Below are 14,729 nucleotides of genomic sequence, written 5' to 3'. Positions count from 1 at the left end.
GCTTCAGCATTGAGCATGCTTTATTGAAATTATTTGTAGAAAACCTCATTCCAATGCAATTCATTCCTGAATTGATTGATTTTGGTATTCAATCCCGTGGTTTGTGTCTCCACAGACCACTGCGAAAATTCTTCGTTTCAAAATTTTCAAAGGACTGATTAAGACTCAAAATTCACGTTATTTATAAAAAACCTCATTCCAGTGCAATTCATTTCTGAATTGATTGATTTTGGTATCTGCACCGATATTTACATATTCCAAACCCGCAATATTAGCAAAATCTAATAAATGCTCAGTAGTTAAATTCTGACTATAAGCGGTATGGTGTGCGCCACCTGCATAAATCCATGCCGCACAACCTGTTTTCATATCAGGTAAGGGTTTCCACAATACGCGGGCCACGGGTAAATTCGGGAGGTCATGTTCGGCTTCAACGGCTTTTACTTCGTTCACTAACAAACGGAAACGGTTCCCCATATCAATTAAAGATGCATTTAAAGCGTCGCCACCAGCTACATTAAAAACCAAACGTGCCGGATCAGCCCTACCACCAATACCCAAGGGATGAACTTCCAAACTGGCTTTACCACTGGCCAAAGAAGCATCAACCTCAAGCATATGCGAGCCTAAAACCATCGAATTAGCAGGGTCGAAATGATAGGTATAATCTTCCATAAATGCATTTCCGCCCGCTAAACCAGCACCCATTACTTTACAGGCACGTACCAAAGCTGCAGTTTTCCAGTCGCCTTCACCCGCAAAACCATAACCATCGGCCATCAAACGTTGAGCAGCAATTCCAGGCAACTGGATCATACCATGCAGGTCCTCAAAAGTATCAGAGAAACCTTTAAAGCCGCCGTCTTCCAAGAATTTCCTTAAACCCAGTTCAATTTTAGCTGCCTCGTAAACAGATGAATGTCTGGCACCACCAACTTTTAAATCATCAGCGATTTCGTAAGTAACTTCATATTCTTTTAATAGTTCCTGGATCGAATCTTCACCAATTCCATTAATTACCGCCACTAAATCACCTATGCCATAAGTATTTACCGCAAAACCAAACTTCATTTCAGCTTCCACTTTATCACCATCGGTTACCGCTACATAGCGCATATTATCACCAAAACGCACAAATTTAGCGCCTTGCCAATCATGCCATCCAGCAGCGGCTCTGCACCAGGTATCAATCTGTTTGGCAACTTCTTCATCCTGCCAGTGGCCAACAACCACTTTACGGTCTTTACGCATGCGGCTAACCATAAAACCAAACTCACGGTCGCCATGGGCACTTTGGTTCAGGTTCATGAAATCCATATCGATGGTATTCCAGGGAATATCGCGGTTAAATTGCGTATGTAAGTGTAATAAGGGTTTCTGTAATACATTCAAACCTCTAATCCACATTTTAGCAGGAGAGAAGGTATGCATCCAGGTAATTACCCCAATACAGTTCTCATCAATATTGGCTTGTTGTAAGGTTTCGAAAATTTCTTCTGTTGTTTTAACGATGGGCTTATACACCACCGAAACCGAGATATTTTCATTTTCACTTAACGAATCGGCTACTTCCTGAGCATGCGATGCTACTTGTTTTAAGGTTTCTTCTCCGTACAAATGTTGTGTTCCGGTTATAAACCAAACCTGTAATTTTTTTAAATCAATCATTACTCTTTATGTTATTTTTAATTTATTCAATTCTCCTCGGTCTGTGTCCTCACAGACTGAAATGTTTTTCTTTTTTTTGAAAAGCAGTTCCTGTTTTCCATCGGTTATCATAGTCCTGCTTTCCGTTTTATCCCGATGAAGGATCGGGATGCTCACTCCAATCAGGTTTAGGTTACTTAGGTAAACCTTACAATGTTAAACCCGACAGTAGCGACAGCCTCCGGTTTTTTCTATCGGAGCTATAGCGAATGGCGGGACTTTCGTTCCCAAAGTACCACTGCACTTGCTTTCCTAGCCCCTTAGTTCAATTTATGCAACCAAACTCAAAACTCCCAACTCCCAGCGCTAAACTCACTTCTGTCCATAATAAGCATCCTCACCGTGCTTCCGCTCATAATGTTTTTTGATAAGCGAATCCTTTAACTTCGGCGCCTGCGCATTAATCTGTTCTGTTAAAAGTGCCATTTGTGCCACAGTTTCTAAAACAGCGCTGTTATACACTGCTTTTTCAGCTGTTTTCCCCCAGGTAAAAGGAGCATGGTTGCCTACTAAAATCATTTCGACTTCTTTATAACTCAGGCCTAAGTTTTCAAAATGATTTATGATCTGAAAACCTGTTTCGTATTCATAATTACCTTTAATCATAGCATCATCCATGGGTGATGCGCAGGGAATGTCAACCGTTAAATGGTCGGCATGTGTGGTTCCGAAAATAGGAATCGCCCTTTGTGCCTGTGCCCAGGCTGTGCCATAAGTAGAATGGGTATGCACAATGCCACCAATATCTTCCCAATGTTTGTATAAAACAGCATGTGTTTTAGTATCAGAGGATGGACGTAAATTTCCATCAACTGTATTGCCCTCGAAATCGACAATTACCATATCATTGGGTGACAAATTTTCGTATGGAATGCCGCTGGGTTTAATGGCAAAAACACCTTTAGACCGATCTGCAGCACTTACATTACCAAAAGTAAACAACACCAAGCCCAATTTTGGCAATTGCATATTGGCTATATAGGCTTGTTCTTTTATATCCCGGTAGTTGCTCATGATAAATAAGGTTTTACATCTTTTTTATTGTATTTCTCTAAATACCTACCCAATCCTAAATACTGTTGATAATGCTGGCGGTACAATTTTTGCTTTTTGATATTTGGTTGGTATTCCTTTTCAAAACCAGTTCCCATGGCTTCCATTGCCGTTTCAATGTTTGGGTAGATGCTTGCCACAACTGCAGCAAACATGGCCGCGCCTAAAGCACAGGTGTGCTCAAAACGGTGAATCCTGATTGGCATCTCCAATACATCAGCCATCATTTGCATAATGTAAGGTGACTTTTTAGCAACACCACCAATACCTATAATACCTTTTACCGGAACACCCTGCTCCTTAAAACGATCAACAATGGCTTTTGCACCAAAGCAGGTTGCCGCAGCTAAAGCTCGAAAAAATCTCGGAGCATCAGTTCCGAGCCCCAAACCCGTTATTGCACCTTTTAGCTCCTGGTTGGCATCTGGTGTTCTCCTGCCATTTAACCAGTCAACAGCCAGCTCGGCATAATCATCATCGCCTAATGCCCCGGCTTGTTTACTCAGATTGGCAATAATTTTACTTTCCAATTCTTCTTTTAAAGCAATTGCTGTTGCCTCATCAATTAAGTTAGATTCAGTTAATAAATGATTTAAAGGCCAGCTGATTAAATTTTTAAACCACGCGTACACATCGCCAAAAGCGGATTGCCCGGCCTCTAAACCAGCCATACCAGGAATAACTGATCCGTTTACTTGTCCGCAAATGCCATTGATCAATTTTCCATCCAGGTCCTGGTTTGGCGCCACTAATATATCGCAGGTACTGGTCCCCATTACTTTACTTAAATAATAAGGCTCAATTTGTCCGCCAACAGCGCCCATATGCGCATCAAATGCACCCACGCCAATGACCACATCAGTAGTTAAACCAAGTTTATCAGCCCATGTTGTACTCAAGGTTCCTGCAGCGACATCAGAGGTATGGGTATCTGTAAATAGTTTATCTCTAAAACCAGCTAAAAGCGGATCGAGGCTACTAAAAAAATCTTCAGGGGGTAAACCATTAAATTCTTCTGCCCAAAGCGCTTTGTGGCCAGCAGCACAGCGACTGCGTTTCATTTCTTTAATATCGTTTCCACCGCAAAGTAAAAAAGGGATCCAATCACAATGTTCTACCCAGGATGCTGCACTGTTTTTAACAGCTGCATCTACTCTTAAAATGCGCAATAATTTAGACCAGAACCACTCAGAAGAATAAATTCCACCAACATATTTAAGGTAGTTTATCTGGAACTTAGTGGCATGCTTATTTATTTCAGCAGCTTCTTTAACCGCAGTATGATCTTTCCAAAGCACAAACATGGCATTTGGATTTTCTTCATAACCTGGTGTCAGGGCCAAAGGCGTTCCTGTTGCATCAACCGCAACCGGACTAGATCCGGTAGTATCTACCGAAATACCCTTTATCAAATGTGCAATTGCTGCACCTCCGGCTTTAGCAATACAATCTCTTATCGTATGGGTTAAACCTTCAACATAATCTAATGGGTGCTGCCTGAACTGGTTAACAGCCGGTTTGCAATATAAACCTTTCTGCCATCGGGGGTAAAGAAAAACGGAAGAGGAGATCTCTTTTCCGTTAGCGGTATCAACTAAAACGGACCGGACAGAATCCGTCCCGTAATCTACACCAATTACATAGTTTGCTGTGCTCATAACAATAAATAATCGTCTAATTAACGTTTATTTATTTGAAATAAAAAATTTTAATGCTTTTTTAAGCAAAACGGCCATTTGAGTAATTCAAATGGCCGTTTAATTAGTTGCTGTTATATTCTTCGTTACTTACTGGTTCCATCCAGTCTACAATTCCTTTATCTGTATTTATGTTGATGGCGACATGCACCATGGAGGCATCAGGCGATGCGCCATGCCAATGTTTGATGCCGGGCAAAATATTGATTACCCCACCCGCAGCTACCTTTTGTATGGGTTTACCTTCTTCCTGGTAATAACAGGTTCCTTCTTTTACGATTAATATCTGATTAGAAGGGTGGGTATGCCAGTTGTTGCGGCAAGCTGCCTCGAAAGCCACATCGCTAACATTACAATTGGTTACGTCATCAGCAACAACCAATGCTTTTATAAAGGCTTTGCCTGTAAAATACGCTGAAGGTGCAGGCTTAAAGCCTTCTTTTTCTAAATTTTCCATTTCTATTTTTTAATATTCTGTAATTAATCAGGCTGTTTCCCAATTTTTTCTTGTTTATATCTTTTTGTTATTTTTTTTGATCAGGCTAATGACGTCTTTTTAACGCATCATCTTATTTAAATACAAATTTGAAGGTATAATGTGTTGGTATTGTTGTACAGATTATCGTTTCTTTTAGCATTAAGTGCCCAAAACTTTGGAGCAGATAAATTATACATCTCTGCAACACCGACTAAAAATACTGTCGAATTTTATTTAAAAAGAGGAGCAGTGCCTGTAATAGAACCGGATCCTGGATTATTTGCCGATGAACCGGAAGATATTCATCTGGAATTGACGGTAGATCAGTAATTATTATTCTTTAGCAGCCAAGGGGTACAAAAACCGAAATGAATTGGAAACCGCCTGGTGCATAATGGTTGCGTGATTTTCTAAAGGCAGATAATCGAAATAAACCCTGATGTTTTTGTTTTTCGTGTCTTTTATTTTCTCCGCCAAAAGATTCGCATCTACTTCCATCACCCTTGGTATTGCTGTTGGTGTTAACCCTTCTTTACCTACAGCAATGTAAACCTGCGCGGATTGCTTAAAACTGCTTTGGGCTAAGTTTGCCTTCTCGTTTAATAAAGAACCATTGTTCCACCATAAACTCGGACTGATGATGATATAGTTATTAAATAACGAAGGTTTTTTAAATAAGATTTCTGTAGCCAATAACCCGCCTAAAGATTGTCCAATGATCGTTTTTGTGCCATTGGTTTTATATTTCTGCTGAATATAGGGCTGCAGTTCATTGCCTATAAAAGCTATAAACTGATCTGAATGGCCTGTAGTGGGAAATTTTTGCCGGTCAGTTTCAATGGTAGTCGTAAAAGTGAAATCTCTTCTTCGATCTACTGTTGCAATGCCAACCACAATTGATTTTGGCACCTGATTAACCCATTCGAAACTATTAAACTGAACAAGCCCCACAACGTGGATAAAATCCTCATCAGCAGAACCATCGAGCAGGTAAATCACCGGATATTTGGTGGTATCACCCGCGCTGTAACCTTCCGGCAGGTAAATGTTCAGGATTCTTTTTTCAGCCAGTTCTTTTGATTGTATTTCATCGATTACGCCAAGCACAAAAGGTTTAGCATTGTTTTTTGTGCTTACTTTTTTTACCTGTGCAAAAGCAATTACCTGGTAAAAGGTGAAAAGAAAAATAAACAGTATTTTAAAGGGATACGTATGTTGTTTCATTCAATAGATATTTTTAGAAAATGACCTGGCGTTATCTTACCAAATTGGCGAAAATTAGCAATTACTTTCAATCTATTACCTATAAATAGCTTATCACCCCTACATTATTCAATAATAACAACTTTGCTTTCCGGATATTACAAAGTTATTTTCACCCATTTTCAGGTTATTCAGTAAAGGCAGACTTTTAAACTGGTGCTTAAAAGACCGATGTGTAGCTACAACCGAATCGGCTTGTGGCTCATCATCACAACCACCATCGGGAATAAAATCAATATTGATCAGGCCGGTAGAAAAATTAATCTCATAAACATCTGCGCCGTAACAATTCCTGATGGAGCGTAATTTGGAACCGATTAAATACCAGTTGCCATTTTGAAACCGGAAACGGTGTGTATATTCTTCAGCATAACGACCTCCTAAAAATTTCTCCTGTTTTAGTACAATACAATTTCGGCTGATGTACAGGCTATCGATAGTTTTGTTCCGGGGTAAGTTAATATTTTTAATATGATCAATAGCCGTTTTATACCAAAGTTGTGGCTTACCCTTAACTGTTTTAGCAATTAATAGCTGTCTTGTTATGGCTAATCCATCTTTCGAAGCAGGAACATCACATATATAAACGGTTTCGTCTATACCATCTTTATCGAGGTCTCCGTTTATTTGGTATATAACCTGCTCAGGAGGAATACCAAATACGGTTTGCGACTTAGCTGTAAGGGAAAACAAAAGCACGAAAAAAATAAAAACGATAATCAATTTCACATAACCTTTTCGTTTTTTTTGCAATGCGAGCAGCAAGGGATTGTTTTGAGGCATCTTATTAAATTTTAACAGATGCGGCAAAAACCAAACCATCTTTCTTTAAAATTAGCTAAATACAATAAAGTTTAACTTTAAAGGGCGTATTGCGGAGTTTATAAATTTACTTAATGTGTGTTTCTTTGGCTGATGGCTTCTGCTGTTCTTGGAAGAAGCATTTCTATGCCAAATTTCACTGCATTGCTTTGAACTTCCTCAATATAAGGGCGAAAATTTTCATTGTATACTTTAAAGGCCAGCTCAAAATTGTTGGGGTATTTTTGAAAAGCATCGGCCAGGGCAGCGGCACCATCTACAGCCAGTGATCCACCTTTGCCCGCCGCCGGAGATGCACAGTATCCCGCATCACCAACCAGTGCCACCCTGCCTTTAGTCCACGAAGGCATTTTAATCTGGCCTAATTTATCGAAGTAAAAGGTTTTCGATTGCTGCACTTCATTCAACAATTCAGGTGTTCTCCAGCCCAATCCCGAGAACTGATCCAAAATGATGCTCCGTTGCGCCACTTCATCGCGGTAATGGTAAGGGATTTCCTGCGCTGAGAAAAAGCAAAGCACAATATCCGTTTTATTGTTATAAGCATTCAGCATTATGGCCTTGCCAGGCTCATTGTACATTTGTGAGGTATTCTCCCTGATCAGCAGTTTATCAATAATGGTGATGGAGAAATAGGCATCAAGGAAATGCGAAAACTGATTTTCCTCGCCAAAGCAATATTTCCTAACGGCAGAATGAATACCATCGCAACCAAATAATAGGTCAAACGATCGTTTTGATGCGGTTTTAAACGTAATATCGATGCCCTTTTCATCCTCTTCTAAAGATGTAATACTATCATCGAAAATAAACTCGACATCATCTTTAATTTTATCAAACATGATATTAAGCAAAATATCACGTTCAATTTCGTATTCATTTTGCTTAAATCGATCACTATCAACCTGGAGTGGCATTGATTTTTCGGTTACATCATCTGCATTTTTGAATTCCATCACCTCCATAATGATCTGGTTAGCCTTAATTTGTTCCAGCAGCCCCATACGCGTCACTACCTCAACAGTATCCTGCTCAATGTTTACGGGCGAACCACCTTTTTTAAGTCCTTTTGCAAGCTCTATAACAGTTACCCGGTAACCTAACTTATTCATCCAATAGGCAGTTGAAAGCCCAGCAAAACTTGCTCCAGAAACGAGTACGTTTTTTTCTTTTAATGGTTTCATTTTTTATGTATTAAATTGATGATACAAATGAACACCACATACACATAACAAACAATGAGGATACAAGGCAGGTATTGTACTATCCGCGGTTTTTGTTCCGGAATGTTAATGGAGTGACTCCGGTAACTTTTAAAAAAATTCTTGAAAAATACGGGTAATCATCGTAGCCCAGTTCGGAAGATATTTCTTTTACAGATTTGTTGGAGTGATAAAGCAGGCGTTTTGCTTCTAAAACAACACGCTGTTGAATATGGTACGAAACAGCATTGCCGGTTGCAACTTTAACACATTCATTTAGATAAGATGTAGATATTTTCAATTTACCGGCGTATAACATTGGACTTTTAACGTGAATAAAATTACTTTCCAACGCTGATTTAAAAGCATCTGTAATCAGCTTAAACCTGGAAGCGACTTCTTTTGATTTATCCAGCTCCAAATATTGCGAAACCACCAGGGCCACCAATGCATTGCAGCTATCTTTTAGTAAGGAATGATAAAGTTTATCATTTTTACGGTTGGCAAATTTTATACAGAGAGATATGGCTTCGGAAAGAATAGAAAATGTTTCTTTATCCAGCATCAAAGGTTTTGCAGGAGTGAGGTTTTCTAACAGGTGAAGGTATTCGGGTTGCAGGTTTTCATTATTAATGCCCCAGGCAGCGACAGTTACATCTTCGAGTTTTAAGATGCGGTGCACCTGATCGGGATGCATGTATACAATAGAGCAAGGCTCAATTTCGAATTGCTGAAAATCAATTTCGACAGAGACTTTTCCGCGCTCCAGCAGAAAAAATGAATGACGATCTTCTCTGTGTGCTTGTTTTGCTTCATCTGATGCATTTAATTTTGCCTCATCTGACGTGCTGAAAAATATCCGTTCAACAGCAATACCTGCATCGAAATGGTTGGCCATTACATTTACCGGAATATTTTTTATCTTTTTTGACACAGGTTTACTGTTTTGTTGCACAAATATAATTTTTTATGCTGCAGAAGTTAACGTGCAATAAGTGCTGTTTATTTAGGGGACGATTATATTGAAAAATTTTAACAGAAAGTTATACTTTAGCTTTCCACTAATAATCCCATAAATAAAACGATGAAAGCTCTTATAACCTGTTTTTTAATACTATTCCCCTTTATTGGTTTTTCTCAATCCGTTAATAAAGACGAAATCCCTTTCGAACTGCTACCATCAGGGCATATCCTGGTTAAAGCAAAAATAGATAATGTACAAGGGAACTTTATTTTTGATACAGGTGCTGGTGTAACCGCATTTACGAAGAAGTTTTTCGACCAGCTTAAACACGCGAAAAAAGAAGATGGGGGATATACTGCTTTCAGGGCTACCGGCGAGCGGCTGGATATAGATCTTTATCATGTTCCTAATTTCGAGATGGGCAGTTTTAAAAAAGCGGAGGAAGAAATAAGCTTTATAGATGCCGATTTTGGCGGTATTGATGGCATTATATCCTTAAAACTTTTAGAACCCAGGCCTTTTACGATTGATTTTGAGAAAAAAGTGCTGAAACTTGAATCGCCTGCTTCGCTTGCCCTGATAAAAAAAACAGCTAAAAAAGTTCGCGTTCAACTAGAACAATCGAGGGGAAAATCACTCACTATTTTTTCATATTTTAAAATAAATGACAAGCTGACTTTGCAACTCTCACTTGACGCAGGTGCCGGGAAAGATGTTTACAGGCTGAATACAAAATACCTTAAGGCTTTAGATATAGATGTAACAGATACTACGCAGGTAAAGAAAATCGAAATGAAGAGCGAAATAGATGAAAAATTTGTTTCTACCATTTACCGTACAAAATTAAAAAGTATAACAGCCAAAGATCAGCCAACTGTTTTGGTAAAAGATTGCCCTGTGCAATTTGTAGAAGGCCTTATTTATGATGGCATCATCTCTATTAGCTGGCTGGGAAAAAGAATAACTTTCGACCTCGAAGATGAAGCCTTATTTGTAGAGCGTTAATGCGTTTACTTACAGAATTATTTTCAGGCGGAAAGCTTTTACATCAAAAACGGATATAAAGCGATAGGAGAGATAGCGAATTTTCCTGAAGGACATAGACGAATATATTTCGCAAAGAGCTTAGAATAATCGCTTATTGTCCGGTTAAAAACACTTACAATTCCATTTACAGATCATAAAACTCTTTAATGATGTAATTACCATGATTTAGCCTTTTTAACTCACTGATAATGTAATAACGATGCAAAAATCCTGTTAATACTACGATTCTTTTTCCCTTATACTGTGTTGTTACCTCGTAAATATTTTTGGCCATACTGCGGTTTCTGAGATCCCAGAAACCACACATCAAATTAAAACCTTCTCTGTAAGTAATTTTTTCTCCATTAGGCTTTATCACGGTATTTGACAAAAATTCAGGACGTTCATCTACTATTTTAACAAGTTCTTTATACTGGGCCTCTTGTCGTGCTTTGCTTATTGCGTCAGTGGTTTTGTTGTTAAAGTGCTCAGGACTAAGTTCAGCAATGCCCATCAATTTTTGAGTAAGGTCTAAATAATGTTTATATATAACACTATGGGCTGCATTTAACGCTCCTGTTTTATAAAGACTATCAATGAGTTTGACGGTTAGGTTATCGGTAGGTACCATTCCGTGGTCTTTTCTGTATTGGTTTCTTCCTTCGAAATCAAAAGGGAAACGCGCTGTTTTTGGGTATTGGCTTAAGTATAAATTACTGGCCTTGATTTCGTTTTCTTTAAAAGTGCGGGCTTCAATATATTCTTTCATGCCTTTTTTATCCACCTCATGAAGGATCAAATCAGGTTTGATTTTATCTAAAATCCCAAAAAGAATTTTAGATGTATAATTAGGCACACTATCGTGAATGTTTCCGATAACATAAATTTCTGTCTGGATATTCTTTTGAGCAAAGCAAAAGCTAAAGAAACTGATCAAGATGATGCTGATAAGCGTTGTTTTCATTAGAATGGGATAAGGACCACAAACAAAAGGGAAGCCCCAATGTTAGCTGCAAAGATAAATACATTTAAAGCGGAAATTTGCAATGATTGGTCACATCCTTGTTTCTTATCGAATTTTATATTTTTTTTTAAAAATAAGAGCGTTTGTTTAAGGGATGAATTTCCAACCAGTTAACCTACCTGCCAAAAACACGTGGAAAGCGATTGCGGTGATCGCTGATAAAACCAGTAATCTGGTGGTTTTCTTCAGAATCAACTGCAAAATTTTCAATCTCATCTATACCGAATAAATAAGGCTTTTTACCCACTTTACGGTTGCCATTTGCCTGGAATGTATTTCGGTTAAAAATATGCAGGATACCATCTTCTACGAAAGTATTGGGACGATCTTCCCGTATAAAATCGGTATCACTATCGTAATACCTGCGGTTAAGTGTTTTAATCGAAAATACCGAATCATAGTGGTGGTGCTCAGCATTGATTATATGTTCATCATACATTTCGATTGCTCTATTAATGGTTTCCGGCTTAACGAAGGGAAAAATTGTTCCCAGTTGCAAAAAATGTTCTCCTTCTGTATGTTTGAGCAATTCGGTGGTTAACCTGTCGGAAGTAAGTTCCAACTCGATTTCCTGAGGCTCCGCATGATAAACATCGATTACCTTTGTTTTAGGCGAACGTGAATACTCGCTTTTAATACTTCTGGAATCGGTGTTGATGATGATCTTACCGATATTATTTATGGCTTCAAGTTTTTCGATCATGATCCGGTAAAGCGGTTTGCCTGATATGTATTCAAAATGCCTGTTTGGAAAAAAATATCCGGCTTCCTCCGGGATGGAAATGAGTGCCGTTAATGAATAATCGTTCATCGTTAAAATAGTGGTTGGTTTATGCACCTAATGTACGAATAGCATCGCATTATTTTAGAAAATCAAAAAACGGTGTCTCACTGAACCGAGTTGAAGGGCATTTCTTTAATTGATTTATTCTTTATAAGGCTTCAACTACGCTTAGACTGACATAAGTTTAAAATCCAAAATCTGTGTAAATCTGTGGTTAAAAATCATCAATATAATGCTGCATTTTAATAGAAATCTATCCCTTTTGTATATTTGACCTTATACCCCACACCATGAGTACCCACACCGATATGAAAAGGCTTACACGACTAAGCGCCATTTTACTCCAGTTGCAAACGAAAAGAATGGTAAAATCAACCGATTTGGCAGAAAAATTTGGTGTGAGTGTTCGTACCATTTACCGCGATATCAGGGTGCTGGATCAGATTGGCGTTCCCATAGCCGGTTTCGAAAGCAAAGGTTATGCACTGGCCGAAGGTTACAAAATTCCACCGGTAATGTTTACCGAACAGGAGGCAAATGCTTTAATTACAGCCCGGCAATTAATTAACCTGAATAAAGACAGTTCACTCATCAGCGATTATAACAAAGCAATAGATAAAGTAAAAGCAGTGCTCAATTATGCTGCAAAAGATAAAGTCGAACTGCTTGCTAAACGAATAGCGGTAAGCCCTGCAAGCATTCAACAAGCTACCAGCAGCAATCTGGCGGTAATCCAGAATGCATTAACCGCTTTTTTGGTGTTACACATTACTTACCAGGCCGAAGGCAAAAATGAAAGTTCGGAAAGATGGATTGAACCTTTTGCCTTTTATTACAGCATGCAGCAGCACTGGACGTTGATTGCCTTTTGCAGGTTGAGAAATGATTTCAGAATGTTCCGGTTGGATAGGATAGGAAATGTTTACATCACTGATCTTAAATTCGAACCACACCAGCTTAGTCTTCAGGAATATTTACAGCAAAAAGAAAAAAACTTTATAAACCCTGACAAACAGTTGTCATAACTGGCCGGTACCTTTGTTGCACAATTAAAATTAATAAGCAATGAATTTAATATCCATCAGGATCATTACCTCCAAAGTAGAAGAACTCATCAGTTTTTATGAGCAGGTAACAGGATTAACCGCCATCAGGTACACACCCGATTTTGCTGAACTAAAAAGCAAAACTGCCACCCTGGCTATCGGAAGCACAAAGACTTTACAGTTTTTTGGTGGCGATGCTGTAGCACAGCCGGCACAAAACCGTAGCGTGATTATTGAATTTATGGTTGATGATGTGCAGCAATGTTTTGAACAATTACCTGCTTTTATGAAAGATCGCATTGTGCAAGAGCCCACAACAATGCCCTGGGGAAACCGGTCTTTATTAGTAAGGGATCCGGATGGCCATCTGGTAAACCTGTTTACACCGGTTAGTACAGAAGCCGTTGCAAAGTTTAAAGATTACTAAACACTAAAGCAATTGTTTTATTCAATTAAAACCTGAGTTAAATTTTACTGCTCAGGTTTTTGTATGATCATCAATATAAAAGGTAACTATGCTTTTACTTTCTTAATATGATTATTTTATAACTTAACTTAAGTGAAAATTTCGTGAAGATGCAATTGCGAACTTTAAGGTGTTTTACCGTTTTTTGACCCATAAAATAGTCCCGAATGAATAACAAAAATGAAATATTAACACAGCACCTGCAAAACTTTGCTGCTTTAACCGACAAGGATATTACTGAAAGCCTCCCGTTTTGGAAACCCAGGAAAATTGCAAAAGGCGATTTTTTCAATATGCAAAGCATGGTGTGCAACGATCTCGGCCTGGTAGTAAAGGGAATTTTTCGCATTTTTTACCGTGATCCGGTAACAGAAGAAGAGAAAAATTTATTCTTTTTTTCAGAAAACCAGTTTGTGGTTTCCTTCAGGAGTTTCATTTCTCAAAACCCCTGCTGGTATTTTATAGAAGCCATGGAAGATTCGGAGATCATTTTCATTTCATACCGGGATCTTAACGGTTTATATGAGCGCAACCTGCATTGGGGCAAATTTGGCAGAATACTGGCTGAAACTTTTTTCGCTTATGCACAATCAAGAACCGAAGAATTTATCTTTTTCTCCCATGAAGAACGGTTTCTCAGGTTACAGGAAGAGCACCCTAACATCGTTGAACGGATTCCGGCCTATCACATCTCTTCCTTTCTTGGCATCACTAATCCTTCATTAAGCCGGATAAGGAAACGGTTAAAAAATAATGTAAATGCTAATTAGCGCCCTGGTTTTTAACCATAGCTAAACACTGATTACCCTATTGGTTCGTGTCATACCAACCAATGTCAATAAATCAAAGGTTTTTAACCCTAACAACCTACCCCTTATCTTAATATTCTATTTCTACAAAAAAACTTATATATCCTTCTATTGACATCGCCTTTTTAACTTAAGTGAAAAAAACACGGGTTCTTTAAGCGGAATTTTGTTTTATAAAATTCAGTATAATGAAAAGAACAGCAAAAGCCTTTTGGCATGGCGACCTCAAAGCAGGTCATGGCCACTTAACCACCCAAAGCGGTGTACTTAATGAAACTCCATACTCTTTTAACACCCGTTTTGCCGAAGGTAGCGGATCGAATCCAGAAGAACTATTGGCCGCAGCACATGCAGGCTGTTTTACCATGGCTATTTCTTACGCTTTATC

16 protein-coding genes are annotated in these 14,729 nt (G+C 38.6%); 6 read left to right on the top strand and 10 right to left on the bottom strand.

Annotated features, from left to right (window positions below):
* Window positions 1-177: 177 nt before the first annotated feature.
* The 4 genes from araA to R2R28_RS28130 all read right to left on the bottom strand — a co-directional run bounded on the left by araA (window position 178) and on the right by R2R28_RS28130 (window position 4,914).
* Window positions 178-1,668: an L-arabinose isomerase gene (gene araA, locus R2R28_RS28145; protein WP_316828995.1), complete on the bottom strand. Its 1,491-nt coding sequence runs from the start codon at window positions 1,666-1,668 to the stop codon at window positions 178-180.
* 351 nt (window positions 1,669-2,019) lie between these two features.
* Window positions 2,020-2,721 carry an L-ribulose-5-phosphate 4-epimerase gene (locus R2R28_RS28140; protein ID WP_316828994.1) on the bottom strand — a complete coding sequence of 234 codons (702 nt, stop codon included), beginning with the start codon at window positions 2,719-2,721 and terminating at the stop codon, window positions 2,020-2,022.
* The gene (locus R2R28_RS28135; protein ID WP_316828993.1) at window positions 2,718-4,418 is read right to left on the bottom strand and encodes a ribulokinase; all 1,701 of its coding nucleotides are present in this window, start codon (window positions 4,416-4,418) and stop codon (window positions 2,718-2,720) included. The genes R2R28_RS28140 and R2R28_RS28135 overlap by 4 nt, the downstream gene beginning before the upstream one ends.
* Before the next feature lie 103 nt (window positions 4,419-4,521).
* A complete protein-coding gene (locus R2R28_RS28130; RefSeq protein WP_316828992.1) occupies window positions 4,522-4,914 on the bottom strand; it encodes a cupin domain-containing protein in 393 nt (130 codons plus the stop codon).
* 150 nt (window positions 4,915-5,064) lie between these two features.
* On the opposite strand from R2R28_RS28130, the gene R2R28_RS28125 reads away from it, so the two are divergent.
* Window positions 5,065-5,265: a hypothetical protein gene (locus R2R28_RS28125; protein ID WP_316828991.1), complete on the top strand. Its 201-nt coding sequence runs from the start codon at window positions 5,065-5,067 to the stop codon at window positions 5,263-5,265.
* A gap of 3 nt (window positions 5,266-5,268) precedes the next feature.
* On the opposite strand, the gene R2R28_RS28120 is transcribed toward R2R28_RS28125, so the two are convergent.
* From R2R28_RS28120 to R2R28_RS28105, 4 genes are all read right to left on the bottom strand, one after another.
* Window positions 5,269-6,159, bottom strand: a complete 891-nt coding sequence (locus R2R28_RS28120; protein ID WP_316828990.1) for an alpha/beta hydrolase — start codon at window positions 6,157-6,159, stop codon at window positions 5,269-5,271.
* A gap of 108 nt (window positions 6,160-6,267) precedes the next feature.
* Entirely contained in the window at window positions 6,268-6,981 is a 714-nt protein-coding gene (locus tag R2R28_RS28115) for a hypothetical protein (protein WP_316828989.1), read from the bottom strand.
* A gap of 110 nt (window positions 6,982-7,091) precedes the next feature.
* Window positions 7,092-8,204 (bottom strand): FAD-dependent monooxygenase, encoded by a 1,113-nt coding sequence (locus R2R28_RS28110; protein ID WP_316828988.1) that lies wholly within the window; start codon window positions 8,202-8,204, stop codon window positions 7,092-7,094.
* A gap of 79 nt (window positions 8,205-8,283) precedes the next feature.
* Window positions 8,284-9,156: a helix-turn-helix transcriptional regulator gene (locus R2R28_RS28105; RefSeq protein WP_316828987.1), complete on the bottom strand. Its 873-nt coding sequence runs from the start codon at window positions 9,154-9,156 to the stop codon at window positions 8,284-8,286.
* Window positions 9,157-9,306: 150 nt separating this feature from the next.
* On the opposite strand from R2R28_RS28105, the gene R2R28_RS28100 reads away from it, so the two are divergent.
* Window positions 9,307-10,191, top strand: coding sequence for a retropepsin-like aspartic protease (locus R2R28_RS28100; RefSeq protein WP_316828986.1), 885 nt, complete (start codon window positions 9,307-9,309; stop codon window positions 10,189-10,191).
* Between the two features lie 166 nt (window positions 10,192-10,357).
* Here R2R28_RS28100 and R2R28_RS28095 read toward each other — a convergent pair whose 3' ends face one another.
* Both R2R28_RS28095 and R2R28_RS28090 read right to left on the bottom strand, forming a co-directional pair.
* Window positions 10,358-11,176 (bottom strand): hypothetical protein, encoded by an 819-nt coding sequence (locus R2R28_RS28095; protein WP_316828985.1) that lies wholly within the window; start codon window positions 11,174-11,176, stop codon window positions 10,358-10,360.
* Window positions 11,177-11,351: 175 nt separating this feature from the next.
* Window positions 11,352-12,047 (bottom strand): cytidylyltransferase domain-containing protein, encoded by a 696-nt coding sequence (locus R2R28_RS28090; protein ID WP_316828984.1) that lies wholly within the window; start codon window positions 12,045-12,047, stop codon window positions 11,352-11,354.
* Between the two features lie 263 nt (window positions 12,048-12,310).
* On the opposite strand from R2R28_RS28090, the gene R2R28_RS28085 reads away from it, so the two are divergent.
* The 4 genes from R2R28_RS28085 to R2R28_RS28070 all read left to right on the top strand — a co-directional run.
* Window positions 12,311-13,045 (top strand): helix-turn-helix transcriptional regulator, encoded by a 735-nt coding sequence (locus tag R2R28_RS28085; protein ID WP_316828983.1) that lies wholly within the window; start codon window positions 12,311-12,313, stop codon window positions 13,043-13,045.
* A 40-nt stretch (window positions 13,046-13,085) separates the two neighbouring features.
* Window positions 13,086-13,493, top strand: a complete 408-nt coding sequence (locus R2R28_RS28080) for a VOC family protein (protein WP_316828982.1) — start codon at window positions 13,086-13,088, stop codon at window positions 13,491-13,493.
* A 206-nt stretch (window positions 13,494-13,699) separates the two neighbouring features.
* Window positions 13,700-14,302, top strand: coding sequence for a Crp/Fnr family transcriptional regulator (locus tag R2R28_RS28075; RefSeq protein ID WP_316828981.1), 603 nt, complete (start codon window positions 13,700-13,702; stop codon window positions 14,300-14,302).
* A 227-nt stretch (window positions 14,303-14,529) separates the two neighbouring features.
* The coding region (locus tag R2R28_RS28070; protein ID WP_316828980.1) for an OsmC family peroxiredoxin at window positions 14,530-14,729 on the top strand (200 nt) is incomplete at its 3' end.

It is taken from the genome of Pedobacter miscanthi, from assembly GCF_032678605.1.
Classification (GTDB): domain Bacteria; phylum Bacteroidota; class Bacteroidia; order Sphingobacteriales; family Sphingobacteriaceae; genus Pedobacter; species Pedobacter miscanthi_A.
Note: the sequence above shows the minus strand (reverse complement) of the source record. Positions and strands in the feature narration are given on the sequence as shown.